At 69.6% G+C, this 18773-nt stretch carries 14 protein-coding genes and 1 tRNA gene; 12 read left to right on the top strand and 3 right to left on the bottom strand.

The features are described 5' to 3' along the window. Positions 1-91 precede the first annotated feature (91 nt). Complete coding sequence (polA, locus tag ACIP5W_RS20260) at positions 92-2818, bottom strand: DNA polymerase I (protein WP_401475028.1); 2727 nt, start codon at positions 2816-2818, stop codon at positions 92-94. A gap of 202 nt (positions 2819-3020) precedes the next feature. On the opposite strand from polA, the gene ACIP5W_RS20255 reads away from it, so the two are divergent. The 9 genes from ACIP5W_RS20255 to ACIP5W_RS20215 all read left to right on the top strand — a co-directional run bounded on the left by ACIP5W_RS20255 (position 3021) and on the right by ACIP5W_RS20215 (position 13076). Beyond that, positions 3021-5300, top strand: a complete 2280-nt coding sequence (locus ACIP5W_RS20255; RefSeq protein ID WP_401475025.1) for an FdhF/YdeP family oxidoreductase — start codon at positions 3021-3023, stop codon at positions 5298-5300. A gap of 69 nt (positions 5301-5369) precedes the next feature. Then, on the top strand, positions 5370-5852 hold the full coding sequence (locus tag ACIP5W_RS20250) for a PaaI family thioesterase (RefSeq protein ID WP_401475022.1): 483 nt from the start codon (positions 5370-5372) through the stop codon (positions 5850-5852). A gap of 343 nt (positions 5853-6195) precedes the next feature. Next, on the top strand, positions 6196-6447 hold the full coding sequence (locus ACIP5W_RS20245) for a hypothetical protein (RefSeq protein WP_401475019.1): 252 nt from the start codon (positions 6196-6198) through the stop codon (positions 6445-6447). Further along, the gene (locus ACIP5W_RS20240) at positions 6444-7061 is read left to right on the top strand and encodes a Tat pathway signal sequence domain protein (RefSeq protein WP_401475016.1); all 618 of its coding nucleotides are present in this window, start codon (positions 6444-6446) and stop codon (positions 7059-7061) included. The genes ACIP5W_RS20245 and ACIP5W_RS20240 overlap by 4 nt, the downstream gene beginning before the upstream one ends. A gap of 288 nt (positions 7062-7349) precedes the next feature. Then, on the top strand, positions 7350-8579 hold the full coding sequence (locus ACIP5W_RS20235) for a branched-chain amino acid ABC transporter substrate-binding protein (RefSeq protein ID WP_401475013.1): 1230 nt from the start codon (positions 7350-7352) through the stop codon (positions 8577-8579). 108 nt (positions 8580-8687) lie between these two features. After that, entirely contained in the window at positions 8688-9620 is a 933-nt protein-coding gene (locus ACIP5W_RS20230) for a branched-chain amino acid ABC transporter permease (protein WP_401475010.1), read from the top strand. A gap of 5 nt (positions 9621-9625) precedes the next feature. Continuing rightward, positions 9626-11452: a branched-chain amino acid ABC transporter permease gene (locus ACIP5W_RS20225; RefSeq protein ID WP_401475007.1), complete on the top strand. Its 1827-nt coding sequence runs from the start codon at positions 9626-9628 to the stop codon at positions 11450-11452. 5 nt (positions 11453-11457) lie between these two features. Then, positions 11458-12363, top strand: a complete 906-nt coding sequence (locus ACIP5W_RS20220; protein WP_401475004.1) for an ABC transporter ATP-binding protein — start codon at positions 11458-11460, stop codon at positions 12361-12363. After that, the gene (locus tag ACIP5W_RS20215; protein WP_401475001.1) at positions 12360-13076 is read left to right on the top strand and encodes an ABC transporter ATP-binding protein; all 717 of its coding nucleotides are present in this window, start codon (positions 12360-12362) and stop codon (positions 13074-13076) included. The genes ACIP5W_RS20220 and ACIP5W_RS20215 overlap by 4 nt, the downstream gene beginning before the upstream one ends. A 120-nt stretch (positions 13077-13196) precedes the next feature. Here the strand turns inward: ACIP5W_RS20215 and ACIP5W_RS20210 are convergent, their stop codons facing one another. Next, complete coding sequence (locus ACIP5W_RS20210; RefSeq protein ID WP_401474998.1) at positions 13197-13853, bottom strand: ANTAR domain-containing response regulator; 657 nt, start codon at positions 13851-13853, stop codon at positions 13197-13199. A 101-nt stretch (positions 13854-13954) separates the two neighbouring features. Here ACIP5W_RS20210 and ACIP5W_RS20205 point away from each other — a divergent pair. Then, positions 13955-14035 (top strand) — tRNA-Leu (locus ACIP5W_RS20205). Positions 14036-14115: 80 nt separating this feature from the next. Continuing rightward, on the top strand, positions 14116-14904 hold the full coding sequence (locus tag ACIP5W_RS20200; protein WP_401474995.1) for a helix-turn-helix domain-containing protein: 789 nt from the start codon (positions 14116-14118) through the stop codon (positions 14902-14904). A gap of 13 nt (positions 14905-14917) precedes the next feature. Here the strand turns inward: ACIP5W_RS20200 and pyk are convergent, their stop codons facing one another. Next, positions 14918-16354, bottom strand: a complete 1437-nt coding sequence (pyk, locus tag ACIP5W_RS20195) for a pyruvate kinase (RefSeq protein WP_401474992.1) — start codon at positions 16352-16354, stop codon at positions 14918-14920. Between the two features lie 566 nt (positions 16355-16920). On the opposite strand from pyk, the gene ACIP5W_RS20190 reads away from it, so the two are divergent. Continuing rightward, on the top strand, positions 16921-18726 hold the full coding sequence (locus ACIP5W_RS20190; protein ID WP_401474989.1) for a bifunctional metallophosphatase/5'-nucleotidase: 1806 nt from the start codon (positions 16921-16923) through the stop codon (positions 18724-18726). Positions 18727-18773 lie beyond the last annotated feature (47 nt).

Genomic DNA, 18773 nt, shown 5'->3' with positions numbered 1-18773 from the left:
ACGTCCACACACCCCGCAAGACGGGCACCACTACGTCCCGGGCCAAGAAGTCGACCACTCCGCGCCCACGCCGCACAGGTTAAAGATCAAGCTAGTGGGCTGCCGACTCCCAGTCGGGGCCCGCGCCCACCGAGACGTCCAGGGGGGCCCTGAGGTGGACCGCGCCGGCCATTTCCCGGCGGACCAGTTCCTCCACGGCCGGCCGCTCGCCGGGGGCGATCTCCAGGACGATCTCGTCGTGGACCTGGAGGAGCATGCGGGACTTCAGCTCCGCCTCGCGCAGGGCCGCGTCCACCTTCAGCATGGCGATCTTGACGATGTCCGCCGCCGTGCCCTGGATCGGCGCGTTGAGGGCCATGCGCTCGGCCGCCTCGCGGCGCTGGCGGTTGTCGCTGTTGAGGTCGGGGAGGTAGCGGCGGCGCCCGAAGAGCGTCGCCGTGTAGCCCGTCGCCCGTGCCTCCTCGACCGCCCGGTGCAGGTAGTCCCGCACACCGCCGAAGCGTTCGAAGTAGGCGTCCATCAGGGCGCGGGCCTCCCCCGCGTCGATGTTCAGCTGCTGGGACAGCCCGAACGCCGACAGGCCGTACGCCAGGCCGTAGGACATCGCCTTGATCTTGCGGCGCATCTCCGCGTCCACGGCGTCCCGCTCGACGCCGAAGACCTGGGAGGCGGCCGTGGTGTGCAGGTCCTCGCCGGAGGTGAACGCCTCGATGAGGCCCTCGTCCTCGGAGAGGTGGGCCATCACCCGCAGTTCGATCTGGCTGTAGTCGGCCGTCATCAGGGACTCGAAGCCCTCGCCGACGACGAACCCGCGCCGGATCGCCCGGCCCTCGTCCGTGCGGACCGGGATGTTCTGGAGGTTGGGGTCCGTGGACGACAGGCGGCCGGTCGCGGCGACCGTCTGGTTGAAGGTGGTGTGGATGCGGCCGTCGGCGGCGATCGTCTTGATCAGGCCCTCGACGGTGACGCGGAGCTTGGCCTGCTCACGGTGGCGGAGCATGATCACCGGGAGTTCGTTGTCCGTCTGGGCGGCGAGCCAGGCCAAAGCGTCGGCGTCCGTCGTGTAACCGGTCTTGGTCTTCTTCGTCCTCGGCAGCCCCAGCTCTCCGAAGAGGACCTCCTGGAGCTGCTTGGGCGAGCCGAGGTTGAACTCGTGCCCGGCGGCGGCGTGCGCCTCCTTCACCGCCTGCTGGACGGCGCCCGCGAACATCTGCTCCATGGCCTCCAGGTGCGCCCGGTCGGCGGCGATGCCGTGCCGCTCCAGCCGGGCGAGGAGGGCGGAGGTGGGCAGCTCCATGTCCTGGAGGAGATCGGCCGCGCCGACCTCCTCCAGCCGGCCGCGGAAGGCCTCGCCGAGGTCGAGGATCGCGCGGGCCTGCACCATCAGCGCCTCGGCCTCGGCGCCCTCGTCCGCGCCGAAGGCGAGCTGGCCGTCGGCCGCGGCGGGCGGGGCCAGTTCCCGGCCCAGGTACTCCAGCGACAGCGCGTCCAGGTCGAAGGAGCGGCGGCCCGGCTTGACCAGGTAGGCGGCCAGGGCGGTGTCCATGGAGACGCCGGCGACGCTCCAGCCGTGCTCGGCGAAGACGCGCATGGCGCCCTTGGCGTTGTGCAGGACCTTGGGGCGGTCCCCGGCCGCCAGCCAGGCGGCCCAGGTGTTCTCGTCGGTCTCGTCCAGCTCTGACGGGTCGAACCAGGCGGCGGGTCCGTCCGCCGTGGCGAGCGCGATCTCCGCGACCGCCCCGGTGCCCAGGGCCCAGGTGTCGACGGTGGCCACACCGAGGGGCTCGGCGCCGTGCTCGGTGAGCCAGGCGGTCAGCTCGCCGGTGCCCAGCACCGTGCCGTCCAGTGCCACGCCGGGTGCGACGGCCGGGCTCGCCCCGGCTTCCTGTGCGCCCGGGTCGACGGCGAGCAGCCGCTCGCGCAGCGAGGGGTTCCGGATCTCCAGGGTGTCGAGGATCATCGCGACGGCCGTACGGTCGTAGGGGGCGCGCTCGAGGTCGAGGACGGTGCCGGGCAGCTCGACGGTGCGGACCATCTCCGTCAGGCGGCGGTTGAGCTTGACGGCCTCCAGGTGGTCGCGGAGGTTCTGCCCGGCCTTGCCCTTGACCTCGTCGACCCGCTCGACCAGCTCCGCGAACGAACCGAACTGGTTGATCCACTTCGCGGCGGTCTTCTCGCCGACGCCCGGGATGCCCGGGAGGTTGTCGGACGGGTCGCCGCGCAGGGCCGCGAAGTCGGGGTACTGGGCGGGCGTCAACCCGTACTTCTCGACGACCTTCTCCGGGGTGAAGCGGGTCAGCTCGGAGACGCCCTTCGTGGGATACAGCACCGTGGTGTGCTCGCTGACGAGCTGGAAGGAGTCGCGGTCGCCCGTGACGATCAGCACCTCGAAGCCCTCGGCCTCGGCCCGGGTGGCCAGCGTGGCGATCACGTCGTCGGCCTCGAAGCCGTCGACCGCGAACCGTGAGACGTGCATCGCGTCGAGCAGCTCGCCGATCAGCTCGACCTGGCCCTTGAACTCGTCCGGGGTCTTGGAACGGTTGGCCTTGTACTCGGTGAACTCCTCGGAGCGCCAGGTCTTGCGGGAGACGTCGAACGCCACCGCGAAGTGCGTGGGCGCCTCGTCACGCAGGGTGTTCGCCAGCATCGACGCGAAGCCGTAGATCGCGTTCGTCGGCTGGCCGGCCGCGGTGGTGAAGTTCTCCGCGGGCAGCGCGAAGAACGCGCGGTAGGCCAGCGAGTGCCCGTCCATGAGCATCAGGCGGGGCCGGCCGGCGCCGGAGGTGTTCTCGGTCTTCTTCGATGCTGTTTCTGCCACGCCCCCGATCCTGCCACGCCCCACCGACACTCCGGCCCACGTGTGCCTCCGGCGGCCCGGGGCGCGGCCACAGCCCCTCCCCCTGCCCCCGCGGCCCTGCAACCATTGCTCCCGTACCCCGCCCGTCCGCACCTCCGCCCTGCCGGTGCCGCGTGCAAGGATCGGTGGGAGTGGTCACCCGTGTCAGTGAAGGAGCGCCGCGATGGCAACGAAGCCGCCCGAGGCCGACCCGGTTCAGGACGCGCCGCAGGTCGCCGAGCCGCAGCACGCGGCGGCGGGGCTGCCGGCCATCGGTCACACCCTGCGGATCGCCCAGCAGCAGATGGGGGTGAGGCGGACCGCGCTGACACTGCTGCGCGTCAACCAGAAGGACGGCTTCGACTGTCCGGGCTGCGCCTGGCCGGAGCCGGACCACCGGCACGCGGCGGAGTTCTGCGAGAACGGCGCGAAGGCGGTCGCCGAGGAGGCCACCCTGCGCCGGGTCACCCCGGAGTTCTTCGCCGCGCACCCGGTCGCCGGCCTGGCGGAGCGGAGCGGCTACTGGCTGGGCCAGCAGGGCCGGCTCACGCACCCGATGTACCTGCCCGAGGGCGGCGAGCACTACGAGCCGGTCTCCTGGGAGCGCGCCTTCGACATCGTCGCCGAGGAGATGGCGGCCCTGGCCTCCCCCGACGAGGCCGTGTTCTACACCTCGGGGCGCACGAGCAACGAGGCCGCGTTCCTCTACCAGCTGTTCGCGCGCGAGTGGGGCACCAACAACCTTCCCGACTGCTCCAACATGTGCCACGAGTCGTCCGGTTCGGCCCTCGTGGAGACGATCGGCATCGGCAAGGGCAGTGTCCTGCTCGAGGACCTGTACAAGGCCGACCTGATCATCGTCGCCGGCCAGAACCCGGGCACCAACCATCCGCGGATGCTGACCGCCCTGGAGAAGGCCAAGGCGGGCGGCGCGCGGATCATGAGCGTGAACCCGCTGCCCGAGGCCGGCCTGGAGCGCTTCAAGAACCCGCAGACCCCGCAGGGCGTGCTCAAGGGCACCGCCCTGACCGATCTGTTCCTCCAGATCCGCCTCGGCGGCGACCAGGCCCTGTTCCGCCTCCTCAACAAGCTGATCCTGGAGACCGAGGGCGCGGTCGACGAGCGTTTCGTCGCCGAGCACACCCACGGCTACGAGGAGTTCGCCGCGGCCGCCCGCGACGCCGACTGGGACGCGACGCTCGCCGCGACCGGGCTCACGCGCGCGGAGATCGAGGAGGCCCTGCGCATGGTGCTGGCCTCGGAGCGCACCATCGTGTGCTGGGCGATGGGCCTCACCCAGCACAAGCACTCCGTGCCGACCATCCGCGAGGTGGTCAACTTCCTGCTGCTGCGCGGCAACATCGGCCGTCCGGGCGCGGGCGTCTGCCCGGTGCGCGGGCATTCGAACGTGCAGGGCGACCGCACCATGGGCATCTTCGAGCGCCCGGCCCCGGCCTTCCTGGACGCCCTGGAGCGGGAGTTCGGCTTCGCGCCGCCGCGCGAGCACGGATTCGACGTCGTACGGGCCATCCGGGCGCTGCGGGACGGCGAGGCGAAGGTCTTCTTCGCCATGGGCGGCAACTTCGTGTCGGCCTCCCCCGACACGGAGGTCACCGAGGCGGCGATGCGGCGGGCCCGGCTGACGGTGCACGTGTCGACGAAGCTCAACCGCTCGCACGTCGTCACGGGCGCGCGTGCCCTGATCCTGCCGACGCTCGGCCGTACCGAGCGCGACGTGCAGGGCGGCGGCGAGCAGTTCGTGACCGTCGAGGACTCCATGGGCATGGTGCACGCCTCCCGCGGGCGGCTGGCGCCCGCGAGCGCGCGGCTGCTGTCCGAGCCGGCCATCGTGTGCCGGCTGGCGCGCCGGGTGCTGGGCGAGGACAGCCGGGTGCCGTGGGAGGAGTTCGAGAGGGACTACGCGACGATCCGGGACCGCATCGCGCGCGTGATCCCCGGTTTCGAGGACTTCAACGCGCGCGTCGCCCGCGCCGGCGGCTTCGCGCTGCCGCACGCCCCGCGCGACGAGCGCCGCTTCCCCACGGCCACCGGCAAGGCCAACTTCACGGCCGCGCCGGTGGAGTTCCCCGAGCTGCCCGCAGGCCGTCTCCTGCTGCAGACGCTGCGCTCGCACGACCAGTACAACACCACCGTCTACGGGCTCGACGACCGTTACCGGGGCATCACGAACGGCCGCCGGGTCGTCCTGGTCAATCCCGAGGACGTCCGCACGCTCGGCCTCGCCGACGGCTCCTACGTGGACCTGGTGAGCGAGTGGCGGGACGGGGTGGAACGGCGGGCGCCCGGCTTCCGGGTGGTGTCCTACCCGACGGCGCGGGGCTGCGCGGCGGCGTACTACCCGGAGACCAACGTCCTGGTGCCGCTGGACGCCACCGCGGACACGAGCAACACCCCGGCCAGCAAGTCCGTCGTCGTCCGTCTGGAACAATCGGCGGCCGGCTGAGCGTTTGCTCAGCCGACACGGTCCCCGTACCGGTCACGACACGGGTCACGACGAACGGAGCAGGTCCCGATGGGCGAGCAGCAGCACGTGAAGTTCCCGCAGGAGGTCGTCGACGAGTACGCGGCGCTCGGCGTCGACCTGGGCGCCCTCTTCTCCGCCGGGCACCTGGGCACCCGCATGGGCGTGCAGATCGTCGAGGCGTCCGCCGAGCGGGTCGTCGGCACGATGCCGGTCGAGGGCAACACCCAGCCGTACGGCCTGCTGCACGGCGGTGCCTCCGCGGTGCTGGCGGAGACCCTCGGTTCGGTCGGCGCCATGCTGCACGGCGGCAGCTCCAAGATCGCCGTCGGTGTCGACCTCAACTGCACCCACCACCGCGGCGCCCGCTCCGGCCTGGTCACCGGCGTGGCCACACCCGTGCACCGGGGCCGGTCCACGGCGACGTACGAGATCGTGATCAGCGACGAGGCGGACAAGCGGGTGTGCACGGCGCGGCTGACGTGTCTGCTGCGGGACCTGAACCCCGGCGACGCCGCGCCCGCGGCCGGCTGACCGCACCGGCGCTCCCCTCCCCCCGGGCCCTCCCTGCCCGTTGCCCGCGGCCGCCTGCGCGGCCTAGCGTCGGGGGATGGCAACGGGAGGGCCCCTGTGGCCGCGGGCGGCGCGACGGCCCGGAACGGCACCGCGAACCGGAACGGCACCGCCGACCGGAACGGCACCGCCGCCTGCGGCACGCCGGTCCACGCCGGCACCGCGACCCGGGACGCTCCGGTGGGCCGCCACGGCGCGAGGCCTCGGGGCGGTCCTCGGCGCGGGCGTGCTGGCGACGGCGTGCGCCGGCCCCGGCGCCGCCGGGACGCGGAGCACCCCGGCGCCTTCCGCGACTCCCCCCGCGGTGCTGTGCGCCCGGATCGTCGTCCACTGGTCGCGCGAGGTGCTGGACGGCGGCGGCGGCTACGGGGACTACCAGTCGATGGGGCTCTCGGACGGCCAGTACGAGATCCTGCGGTCGGTCGTGGACGCCGCGCGGGCCGTGAAGAAGCGCGAAGGCGCCCGTGCCGCCGACGAGTTGATCGCCCGCCGGGCGCACGAGGGCTGTGCCGCCCGGTACCGCTCCGGCACTCCGGACGGAGGTCCGTGGCGGTGAGCGACGGGGTCGGCCCCGTCGAGCCGGGTGAGGGCACGCGCGCGTGGGAGGCCGAGGACGCGCAAGGGGCGGGTGCTTCGCGGCTTTGGCCGATCCCGTTCCCCGGGCGTCACCGCCGGGCCGCGCTCGGGGCGCTGACGGCCCTCGCCCTCCTGGCCGGCGGCGTTCTGCTCTGGGCGACCCGGCCGCAGGAGCGCCAACGGGCCGTCCCGGCAGCGCCGTTCCCGTCCCAGGTCGTGAACATCGCCTATCTGGGGCCGCTTTCGGTGCCACCGGGCACCCGGCCGCGGACCTTCGCGCTGGAGGTGCTGCTCAGCGTGGAGTCGGGTCCGCCGGTCACGACGACGCGGCTGGCGCAGCCGTACGCGGGGATCTTCCTGACGTCGGCGCCGCGATCACCTTTCCGTACAAAGGCGGGTTCCGCCCGCAAGATCGTCATCACGATGCATGTGACGGATTGCGGAAATGTGCCGGAGGATGCCGGGTTGCCTTTCCTGGACGTAACTCTGCGTAATGCGCGCGCAATACAGGACCACAGTTTCATCCTCGGCCCCCGGTATGCGCAGGACCTCTCCCAGGCCCTACAGGTCGCCTGTAGCAACGAATCCGCGTAATCACCAAAACGCCTGAGACACCTGAAACCATCGGGGCCCGTCCTGCGGATTCTCACCATGCGGACAGGGCGAATCGGCCTGAATTCCACGGTTCCACCCTCTGAGTACCGCTCTGCATTACCTCGTGTCATAACAAGAGAGTCACAGCATGGGCCAGAGCCTCCTCCGCGTTACCTTCACCCGTTTAGAGTCACGGCCAGTCACCGCGCAGCTGGAATACCCCTTCGGCCCCAGCGCTCGACTCGGCCTCTTCCAGGGGGGAGGGCCGCCCAGGGAAAGGACTGGAACGTGCGTCAACGTTCGCTCATCGCCATCACCGCTGCGCTGTCCGCGGGAGCACTCACCCTCACTGCCTGCGGCTCGCGCGACAGCGACGACAAGGGCTCCGACAGCGGCGGCGGCACCACCGTCACCATCGGCGTCGACGCCCCGCTGACCGGCGACCTGTCCGCGCTGGGCCTCGGCATCAAGAACTCCGTCGACCTCGCCGCCAAGACGGCCAACAAGAAGAAGTACGTCGACGGCGTCACCTTCAAGATCGAGGCGCTCGACGACCAGGCGCAGCCGTCCTCCGGCCAGCAGAACGCCACCAAGCTGGTCGCCGACAAGTCCGTCCTCGGCGTGGTCGGCCCGCTGAACTCCTCCGTCGCCGAGTCGATGCAGAAGGTCTTCGACGACGCCAAGCTGGTCGAGGTCTCCCCGGCCAACACCAACCCGGCGCTCACCCAGGGCACCGACTGGCAGAACTCCAAGAAGCGCGTCTACAACTCGTACTTCCGCACCGCGACCACGGACGCCATCCAGGGCCCGTTCGCCGCCCAGTACCTGTTCAACGACGCCAAGAAGAAGAAGGTCTTCGTCATCGACGACAAGAAGACCTACGGCGCCGGCCTGGCCGCCACCTTCGCCAAGGAGTTCCAGAAGCTCGGCGGCGCGGTCGCGGGCACCGAGCACATCAACCCGGACAGCAAGGACTTCTCGGCCATCGCCACGAAGGTCAAGAACTCCGGCGCCGACGTCGTCTACTACGGCGGCGAGTACCCGCAGGCCGGTCCGCTGAGCAAGCAGATCAAGGCCGCCGGCGCCAAGATCCCCGTGGTCGGCGGCGACGGCATCTACAGCGCCGACTTCATCAAGCTGGCCGGCGCCACCGCCGCCGGCGACCTGGCCACCTCGGTCGGCGCGCCGGTCGAGGAGCTGCCCTCCGCCAAGGAGTTCGTGGCCAACTACAAGGCCGAGGGCTACAAGGAGGCCTTCGAGGCCTACGGCGGCTACTCCTACGACTCGGCCTGGGCGATCATCGAGGCCGTGAAGAAGGTCGTCGACGACAACGACGGCAAGCTCCCGGACGACGCCCGCGCCAAGGTCACCGCCGCCATGCAGAACGTCTCCTTCGACGGTGTGACCGGCAAGGTCTCCTTCGACGAGTTCGGTGACGCCACCAACAAGCAGCTCACCGTGTACGCCGTCGAGAACGGTGCCTGGAAGTCGGTGAAGTCCGGCACCTACACCGGCTGACCCACCCGCATCACCGAGCCGCGCGGGGCGCTGTTCCACTGGCGCCCCGCGCGGACCCACATCCGGACACATCCGTCGAAATCATCCGAACGTCTCGGAGGACATGCGGTGAACGAACTGCCGCAGCAGCTGGTCAACGGCCTGCTACTGGGATCCATGTACGGGCTGGTCGCCATTGGCTACACGATGGTCTACGGCATCGTCCAGCTCATCAACTTCGCCCACGGCGAGATCTTCATGACGGGCGCCTTCGGGGCTCTCTCCGTCTACCTCTGGGTACTGCCCAACGGCACGACCATGTGGATAGCCCTGCCGCTCATGCTCATCGGCGCCATGCTGGTCGCCGCCCTCGTCGCCATCGGCGCGGAACGGTTCGCCTACCGCCCCCTGCGCGGCGCACCCCGGCTCGCCCCCCTCATCACCGCCATCGGCCTCTCCCTGGCCCTCCAGCAGGCGGTCTGGGCCTGGTACCCGGAGGCCACGTCGGCCCGCACCTTCCCCCAGATCGAGGGCGGCCCCTTCCACCTCGGCGACATCACCATCCAGACCGGTGACGTCTTCCTGCTCGCCGCCGCCCCCATCAGCATGGCCGTCCTCGCCTACTTCGTCATGAAGACCCGCACCGGACGCGGCATGCAGGCTACCGCGCAGGACCCGGACACCGCCAAGCTCATGGGCGTCAACACCGACCGCATCATCGTGATCGCCTTCGCCCTCGGCGCCGTCTTCGCCGCCGTCGGCGGCGTCGCCTACGGCCTGAAGTACGGCCAGATCGACTACCGCATGGGCTTCATCCTCGGCCTCAAGGCCTTCACCGCGGCCGTCCTCGGCGGCATCGGCAACATCTACGGCGCCATGATCGGCGGCGTCGTCCTCGGCATCGCCGAAACCCTGGCCACCGCCTACATCGCCGACATCCCCGGCATGGACCAGTTCGGCAGCCAGTCCTGGGCCGACGTCTGGGCCTTCGTACTTCTCATCCTCGTACTGCTGTTCAGGCCACAAGGCCTGCTCGGCGAACGCGTCGCGGACAGGGCGTGACACCGATGACCACACAGACCACCGCACCCGGCACCCCCAGCACCCCCGCCGCCGCACCGGCCACCGGCCTCATCGGCATCCCGGAGCACCTCGGCCGCGCCCTCGCCACCGGCGGCGGCGCCCTCACCGTCGTCTCCACCTTCCTCGCCTGGACCTGGACCGCCGCCTTCCCCGGCGACCTCACCGTCTACGGCTACCCCGGCGGCCTCCAGGTCCTCGCCCTCATCGGCGGCGCCCTCACCACCCTCCTCGGCCTGTCCTCCTACGGCGTCAAGGGACTCGGCTGGCTCACCCCCGCCGGCGCCGACGGCGCCATCAAGTTCGCCGCCCTCGCCGCCTTCGCCACCGTCTGGTACACGGTCATCGCGATCACCGTCGACCTCGGCGGCATCGTCAACCTCGAGCCCGGCGGCTTCATCGCCGCCCTCGCCACCCTGACCGCCCTCCTCGGCGCCCTCGCCCTCCCCTTCGAACGGCCCGAACCCGAACCCCACGACCCGGACGACACCGGCTGGGAACTGTTCCGCCACCGCCTGCGCGGCGGCCGCGACATCACCAGGGCCGCCTTCGCCGGCGGCACCCCCCGCCCCGTCGGCGCCCTCCCCTCCTACGCCGAGATCCTCATCATCGTCGCCGTCCTCGGCCTCGGCCTCACCGTCTTCACCTACGGCATCGGCACCGAGTACGACGAACTCTTCATCGGCTTCCTCATCACCGCCGCCTTCGGCTTCGCCGCTCTCAACAAGGCCGGACTGGTCAACCAGGCCTCCCAGATCACCGCCCGGCACCAGAACATCACCATCTGCGGCGCCTTCGTCGCCGCCGCGATGTTCCCCTTCACCCAGACCGACGACCAGTACGCCACCGTCGGCGTCTACATCCTGATCTTCGGCACCGTCGCCCTCGGCCTCAACATCGTCGTCGGCCTCGCCGGCCTCCTCGACCTCGGATACGTCGCCTTCCTCGGCGTCGGCGCCTACGCCGCAGCCATGGTCTCCGGCTCCCCCAGCTCCCCCTTCGACGTGCACTTCCCCTTCTGGGCCGCCGTCCTGGTCGGCGCCGCCGCCTCCCTCGTCTTCGGCGTCCTCATCGGCGCCCCGACCCTGCGACTGCGCGGCGACTACCTCGCCATCGTCACCCTCGGCTTCGGCGAGATCTTCCGCATCACCGCCAACAACCTCGACGGCACCTCAGGCCCCGACGTCACCAACGGCTCCAACGGCATCTCCTCCATCCCGAACCTCAACATCCTCGGGTTCGACTTCGGAGCCGAACACGTCATCGCCGGCTTCACCATCGGCCGGTTCGCCAACTACTTCTTCCTGATGCTCGTCATCACGGCGATCGTCGTCCTCGTCTTCCGACGCAGCGGCGACTCCCGCATCGGACGCGCCTGGGTCGCCATCCGCGAGGACGAGACCGCCGCACTCGCCATGGGCATCAACGGCTTCCGCGTCAAGCTGATCGCCTTCGCCGTCGGCGCCTCCCTCGCCGGCCTCGCCGGCACCGTCCAGGCCCACGTCACCTACACCGTGACCCCCGAGCAGTACCTCTTCGCCGGCCCCATCCCGCCCAACTCCGCCTTCCTCCTCGCCGCCGTCGTCCTCGGCGGCATGGGCACCATCAGCGGACCCCTCATCGGCGCGGCACTGCTCTTCCTCATCCCCAACAAGCTCCAGTTCCTCGGCGACTACCAGCTCTTCGCCTTCGGCCTCGCGCTCATCCTCCTGATGCGCTTCCGCCCGGAGGGCCTCATCCCCAACCGGCGCAGGCAGCTCGAGTTCCACGAGGACGCGGAAGCTCCCACCGTCCTGACGAAGGCAGGGGCCTGACCACCATGACCACCGACACCACCACCACGGTCGCCCCCACCGGCGAAAGGGTCCTCGAAGCCCGCGGCGTCACCATGCGATTCGGCGGCCTCACCGCCGTCCGCGACGTCGACCTGCACGTCAACGCCGGAGAAATCGTCGGCCTCATCGGCCCCAACGGCGCCGGCAAGACCACCTTCTTCAACTGCCTCACCGGCCTCTACATCCCCACCGAAGGCGAAGTCCGCTACAAGGGCACCGTCCTGCCCCCCAAATCCTTCAAGGTCACCGCCGCCGGCATCGCCCGCACCTTCCAGAACATCCGCCTCTTCGGCAACATGACCGTCCTGGAAAACGTCCTCGTCGGCCGCCACACCCGCACCAAAGAAGGCTTCTGGTCGGCCGTCCTGCGCCTCCCCGGCTTCCACAAGGCCGAAGCCGCCTCCCGCGAACGCGCCATGGAACTCCTCGAGTTCATCGGCCTGGAGAAGAAGGCCGACCACCTCGCACGCAACCTGCCCTACGGCGAACAGCGCAAGCTCGAGATCGCCCGGGCCCTCGCCAGCGAACCCGGCCTGCTCCTCCTCGACGAACCCACCGCCGGCATGAACCCCCAGGAAACCCGCGCGACCGAAGAGCTCGTCTTCGCCATCCGCGACAAGGGCATCGCCGTCCTCGTCATCGAGCACGACATGCGCTTCATCTTCAACCTCTGCGACCGCGTCGCCGTACTCGTCCAGGGCGAGAAACTCGTCGAAGGCGACAGCGCCACCGTCCAGGGCGACGAACGCGTCGTCGCCGCCTACCTCGGCGAACCCTTCGAGGACGCCCCCGGCGACGAAGAGACAGCCGAAGTCGAGGCCGCCGAAGCGAAAGCCGAGAGCGCCGCCACCCCGACGGACGCCGCGCCCGCCAAGGAGAACGACCGATGACCGCACTGCTCGAAGTCGAAGACCTCCGGGTCGCCTACGGCAAGATCGAAGCCGTCAAAGGCATCTCCTTCAAGGTCGACGCCGGCGAGGTCGTCACCCTCATCGGCACCAACGGCGCCGGCAAGACCACCACCCTGCGCACCCTGTCCGGCCTGCTCAAGCCCGTCGGCGGCCAGATCAGGTTCAACGGCAAGTCGCTGAAGAAGATCCCCGCCCACGACATCGTCTCGCTCGGACTCGCCCACTCCCCCGAGGGGCGGCACATCTTCCCCCGCATGACGATCGAGGACAACCTCCGCCTCGGCGCCTTCCTGCGCAACGACAAGGCAGGCATCGAAAAGGACATCCAGCGCGCCTACGACCTCTTCCCCATCCTGGGAGAGCGCCGCAAGCAGGCCGCCGGCACCCTCTCCGGCGGCGAACAGCAGATGCTCGCCATGGGCCGCGCCCTCATGTCCCAGCCGAAACTGCTCATGCTGGACGAACCCTCCATGGGCCTCTCCCCCATCATGATGCAGAAGATCATGGCGACCATCGCGGAACTGAAGTCCCAGGGCATGACCATCCTCCTCATCGAGCAGAACGCCCAGGCCGCCCTCTCGCTCGCCGACCACGGCCACGTCATGGAGATCGGCAAGATCGTCCTCTCCGGCACCGGCCGGGACCTCCTGCACGACGAATCCGTCCGCAAGGCGTACCTCGGCGAGGACTGAGCCGACCCCGCACACGAAGAGGCCCGCGCCCCCGGTTCGATCCGGGAGCGCGGGCCTCTCCGTCCGTGCGTGACGACCTCGTCCGTGCGGCGGCGACCTCGTCCGTGCGGCGGCGACGCCTCAGCCCTTGGACGCCTTCTTCTCCTCGGCATCCTGGATCACGGCCTCCGCCACCTGCTGCATCGACATCCGCCGGTCCATCGACGTCTTCTGGATCCACCGGAACGCCGCCGGCTCCGTCAGCCCGTACTCCGTCTGCAGGATCGACTTCGCCCGGTCGACCAGCTTGCGGGTCTCCAGCCGCAGCGTGAGGTCCGCGACCTCGTTCTCCAGCTCACGCAACTCCGTGAAACGGGAGACGGCCATCTCGATCGCCGGGACGACGTCGCTCTTGCTGAACGGCTTCACCAGGTACGCCATCGCACCGGCGTCACGCGCCCGCTCGACCAGGTCGCGCTGCGAGAACGCGGTCAGCATCAGCACCGGCGCGATGCGCTCCTCGGCGATCTTCTCGGCGGCGGAGATGCCGTCCAGCTTCGGCATCTTCACGTCGAGGATGACCAGGTCCGGCTTGTGCTCACGGGCGAGCTCGACGGCCTGCTCGCCGTCACCGGCCTCGCCGACGACGGTGTAGCCCTCCTCCTCCAGCATCTCTTTGAGATCGAGGCGGATCAGCGCCTCGTCCTCGGCGATGACGACACGGGTCGTCAGCGGAGGCACGTGCGACTTGTCGTCGTCGGGCGCGTCTACGGGCTGGGGCGACTCGGGGGAGGTCACGGGGGCTCCTTGTTACGGGCCGGGCAGGCACTGCTGTTCATGCAGCCTACCTAGCGGCGGGCAAGTACGGTGACCCGGTATGCTTCCGACCAACCAGTCCTGCCGGGTTGGTGGAACGGCATACACACGGTCCTCAAAAGACCGCGCCTCACGGCTTGCGGGTTCGAATCCCGCACCCGGCACCGATAAGCGGAGGGTCACGTTCGCGTGATCTTCCGCTTTTTGCTGCTTACGGTGGCAGTCAGTCACGCAACGTATTCACATGAACTTTCACAGCATCGAGGTTCGGCAGACGGCCGTCACGTTGCTGCGCAACGGCACCCGGAACGCCGACGTGGCTCGTCAGCTCAACATCCCTCTGGGCACAATCGGTTACTGGAAGCACACGGACCGCGCGAAACGCGGCGAGTGCCCTGGCTCGCATGACCCGAGGTGCCCCCGGTGCGACGGTAGGGAGCTGGACGAGACGGCATACAGCTACCTCTTGGGGCTCTATCTCGGCGACGGCCACATCAGCCACTACTCAGAGCACCGCGTACCCAACCTCATGATCACCTGCGCCGAATCATGGCCCGGCCTCATGGATGAATGCGAGCAGGCCATACGCGCAGTCTTCCCCGACAACTCCGTCTGCCGGGTTCGCAGGACGGGCTGCCGCAACGTGAAGGTCTACTCGAAGCACCTGCACTGCCTCTTCCCCCAGCACGGCCCGGGCAAGAAGCACGAGCGTCGCATCACTCTCGCCCCCTGGCAGCAGGCCATCGTCGACGCCCACCCCTGGGAGTTCGTCCGCGGCCTCATCCACTCCGACGGATGCCGCATCACCAACTGGACGACCCGCATGGTCGGCGGTGAGCGCAAGCGCTACGAATACCCCCGGTACTTCTTCACCAACGTCTCCGACGACATCCGGCGGCTCTTCACCGACACCCTCGAAAAACTGGGCATCGAGTGGACGCACTGCACCCGCAACGGGAACCCCTACAACATCTCCGTCGCGAAGAAGGCGCACGTCGCCCTGCTCGACACCCACGTGGGCCCCAAATACTGACCCCCGCCCGGCCCTACTCGGGCCTGTCGTCCTCCCCGACGTGGTGGACGCGGACCAGGTTCGTCGAGCCGGACACCCCCGGCGGTGAGCCCGCCGTGATCACGACCACGTCGCCCTTCTCGCAGCGGCCGTGGCGCAGCAGCAGCTCATCCACCTGGTCGACCATCGCGTCCGTGGAGCCGACGGGCGGGACGAGGAACGTCTCGACGCCCCACGTCAGGTTCAGCTGGGAGCGGGTGGCGGGTTCGGGGGTGAAGGCGAGGAGGGGGATCGGGGAGCGGTAGCGGGAGAGGCGGCGGGCGGTGTCGCCGGTCTGGGTGAAGGCGATGAGGAACTTGGCGTCGAGGAAGTCGCCGATCTCGGCGGCGGCTCTGGCGACGGCGCCGCCCTGGGTGCGGGGTTTGTTGCGTTCGGTGAGGGGTGGGAGGCCGGCTGCGAGGATGTCCTCCTCGGCGGCTTCGAGGATCTTGGCCATGGTGCGGACGGTCTGCACGGCGTATTTGCCGACGCTGGTCTCGCCGGAGAGCATGACGGCGTCGGTGCCGTCGATGACGGCGTTGGCGACGTCGGAGGCCTCGGCGCGGGTGGGGCGGGAGTTGTCGATCATCGAGTCGAGCATCTGGGTGGCGACGATCACGGGCTTGGCGTTGCGTCTGGCGAGTTTGACGGCGCGTTTCTGGACGATGGGGACCTGTTCGAGGGGCATCTCGACGCCGAGGTCGCCGCGCGCCACCATGATGCCGTCGAAGGCGGCGACGATGTCGTCGATGTTCTCGACGGCCTGTGGCTTTTCGACCTTGGCGATGACGGGCAGTCGGCGGCCCTCCTCGTCCATGATGCGGTGGACGTCGAGGATGTCGCGGCCGCTGCGGACGAAGGAGAGGGCGATGACGTCGAAGCCGGTGCGCAGGGCCCAGCGGAGGTCTTCTTCGTCCTTCTTGGACAGGGCGGGGACGGAGACGGCGACTCCGGGGAGGTTGAGGCCCTTGTGGTCGGAGACGATGCCGCCGTCGACGACGCGGGTGTGGACGCGTGGGCCGTCGACCTCGGTGACTTCCAGGCATACTTTGCCGTCGTCGACGAGGATGCGTTCGCCGGGCGACACGTCGTCGGCGAGGCCGGCGTAGGTGGTTCCGCAGGTGTGGCGGTCGCCTGCCACGCCTTCTTCGACGGTGATGGTGAAGGTGTCGCCGCGTTCGAGGAGGACGGGGCCTTCGGTGAAGTGGCCGAGGCGGATCTTGGGGCCCTGGAGGTCCGCGAGGGTGCCGACGCTGCGGCCGGTCTCGTCGGAGGCCTTGCGGACGTGGCGGTAGCGCTCCTCGTGTTCGGCGTGGTCGCCGTGGCTGAGGTTGAGGCGGGCGACGTCCATTCCGGCTTCGACCAGGGTTTTGATGCGGTCGTAGGAGTCGGTGGCGGGGCCCAGGGTGCAGACGATTTTCGCTCGGCGCATGAGTCGAGCCTAAGTCTTACCCGGCGGTAGTGAATTCGTCGGACATGGCTGCTCAACAACCTTTGTGTGAAGGGTTGTTGACGAGCGCCGCATTGTGCACCCGGTCGCTCCGATGAGCATCCGCTGGGTCGTCCGAATTCTTCGATCGGGTGAATTCACAGGTGCGGAGGGAGCAGGGTGAGTTGCGCTTTCGCCTCGGCGCGCACCCGCACCCGCACCCGCATCTGCACTCGCATCCGTTCCGGTTCGAGGTCGGGTGGCTCGGGTGGCTGGGGTGGCTCGGGTGGCGTGTCCTCGGTGGCGGCGGCCCTGCGGGGGTCCGGCGTTCGAGGGTGTCCTGTGGGCGTCCGCGCGTGGCTTCGTCGCCGAGGGCACGTCCCGCTCCGGCAGGTCTTGTCCGGTTGTGGGGTGGCTCCCGTGTGGCTGCGGTCATCAGATCGAAACCTGCGGGGTCTGTTGTCGTTTGCCATGGCCGGGTCAGAATCTACGCGCGTCCGGCTGCGCGCGTCCTTCGTTCGCGCGCGTCTGTCTACGCGCGTCATTGGTCGTTGCCCGAGGAGCACAGCATGCCGTTGAACCGCCGGAAGTTCCTGAAGAAGTCCGCCGTGACCGGGGCGGGGGTGGCGGTCGCGGGCGCGGTCGCGGCACCGGCGGCGCAGGCGGCGGAGGCTGCAAAGCCGGCCAGGCCGGCCAAGCGGTACGCGCTGACCGTGCTGGGGACGACGGACCTGCACGGGCACGTCTTCAACTGGGACTACTTCAAGGACGCGGAGTACTCGGACGCCAAGGGCAACGCGCAGGGTCTGGCGCGCATCTCGACCCTGGTGAACAGGATCCGCAAGGAGAGGGGCCGGGAGAACACGCTGCTCCTGGACGCGGGCGACACGATCCAGGGCACGCCGCTGACGTACTACTACGCCAAGGTGGACCCGATCACCGCCGAGGGCGGTCCGGTGCACCCGATGGCACAGGCGATGAACGCGATCGGGTACGACGCGGTGGCGCTCGGCAACCACGAGTTCAACTACGGCATCGAGACGCTCCGCAAGTTCGAGGAGCAGTGCGACTTCCCGCTGCTCGGGGCGAACGCGCTGGACGCGAAGACGTTGAAGCCGGCGTTCCCGCCCTACTTCATGAAGACGTTCTGCGTGAAGGGCGCGCCGCCGGTGAAGGTGGCGGTGCTGGGTCTGACCAACCCGGGCATCGCGATCTGGGACAAGGCGTACGTGCAGGGGAAGCTGGCCTTCCCGGGTCTGGAGGAGCAGGCGGCGAAGTGGGTGCCGAAGCTGCGGTCGATGGGCGCGGACGTCGTCGTGGTGTCGGCGCACTCGGGTTCCTCGGGCACGTCGTCGTACGGTGACCAGCTGCCGTACGTGGAGAACTCGGCGGCGCTGGTGGCGCAGCGGGTGCCGGGGATCGACGCGATCCTGGTGGGGCACGCGCATGTGGAGATCCCGGAGCTGAAGGTCGTCAACGACGAGACCGGGAGGACGGTCGTGCTGTCGGAGCCGCTGGCCTATGCGGAGCGGCTGTCGCTGTTCGACATCGAGCTGGTCTTCGCCCGGGGCCGCTGGAGCGTGGAGTCGGTGGCGGCGTCGGTGCTGAACTCCAACACGGTGGCCGACGACCCGAAGATCACCAGGTTGCTGTCGGACGAGCACGCCAAGGTCGTCGAGTACGTCAATCAGGTCGTCGGCACGGCGACGGACACGCTGACCACGGTCGAGGCGCGTTACAAGGACGCCCCGATCATCGACCTGATCACCAAGGTCCAGGAGGATGTGGTGAAGGCGGCCCTGGCGGGCACGTCGTATGCGTCCCTGCCGGTGATCGCGCAGGCGTCGCCGTTCTCGCGGACCTCGGAGATCCCGGCCGGCGAGGTGACGATCCGGGACCTGTCGAGCCTGTACGTGTACGACAACACGCTGGTCGCGAAGCTGATGACGGGTGCTCAGGTGCGGGCGTACCTGGAGTACTCGGCGGAGTACTTCGTGCAGACGGCAGCGGACGCGGCCGTGGACGTGGCGAAGCTGACGAACGCCGGTGGCCGTCCGGACTACAACTACGACTATGTGTCGGGGCTGTCGTACGACATCGACGTCGCGCAGCCGGCCGGGTCGCGGATCAGGAACCTGACGTACGGCGGGGCGGCGCTGGAGGACGCCCGGCAGTTCGTGCTGGCGGTGAACAACTACCGGGCCAACGGTGGCGGTGCGTTCCCGCACGTGGCGTCGGCGCAGGAGCTGTGGGCGGAGTCGACGGAGATCCGGACGCGGATCGCGGAGTGGGTGACGGCGAAGGGTGTGCTGGACCCGAGGGACTTCGCGTCGGTGGACTGGAGGCTGACGCGCGACGGTACGCCCGTCTTCTAGCCGTTGGGCAGTGGTCGGGGCGTGAGGGACGGTGGGGGCCTGGCTCC

The sequence above is a fragment of the Streptomyces sp. NPDC088766 genome (genome assembly GCF_044750845.1).
GTDB lineage: Bacteria > Actinomycetota > Actinomycetes > Streptomycetales > Streptomycetaceae > Streptomyces.
The sequence above is the reverse complement of the archived record's forward strand: the minus strand, read 5'-3'. Positions and strand labels throughout refer to the sequence as shown.

Excerpts from the sequence above, each read along its gene's own strand:
- ACIP5W_RS20220 (WP_401475004.1), top strand. The coding sequence starts at position 11,458 with ATGACCACCGACACCACCACCACGGTCGCCCCCACCGGCGAAAGGGTC.
- ACIP5W_RS20225 (WP_401475007.1), top strand. The coding sequence starts at position 9,626 with ATGACCACACAGACCACCGCACCCGGCACCCCCAGCACCCCCGCCGCC.
- ACIP5W_RS20190 (WP_401474989.1), top strand. The coding sequence starts at position 16,921 with ATGCCGTTGAACCGCCGGAAGTTCCTGAAGAAGTCCGCCGTGACCGGG.
- pyk (WP_401474992.1), bottom strand. The coding sequence starts at position 16,354 with ATGCGCCGAGCGAAAATCGTCTGCACCCTGGGCCCCGCCACCGACTCC.
- ACIP5W_RS20215 (WP_401475001.1), top strand. The coding sequence starts at position 12,360 with ATGACCGCACTGCTCGAAGTCGAAGACCTCCGGGTCGCCTACGGCAAG.
- ACIP5W_RS20255 (WP_401475025.1), top strand. The coding sequence starts at position 3,021 with ATGGCAACGAAGCCGCCCGAGGCCGACCCGGTTCAGGACGCGCCGCAG.
- ACIP5W_RS20250 (WP_401475022.1), top strand. The coding sequence starts at position 5,370 with ATGGGCGAGCAGCAGCACGTGAAGTTCCCGCAGGAGGTCGTCGACGAG.
- ACIP5W_RS20200 (WP_401474995.1), top strand. The coding sequence starts at position 14,116 with ATGAACTTTCACAGCATCGAGGTTCGGCAGACGGCCGTCACGTTGCTG.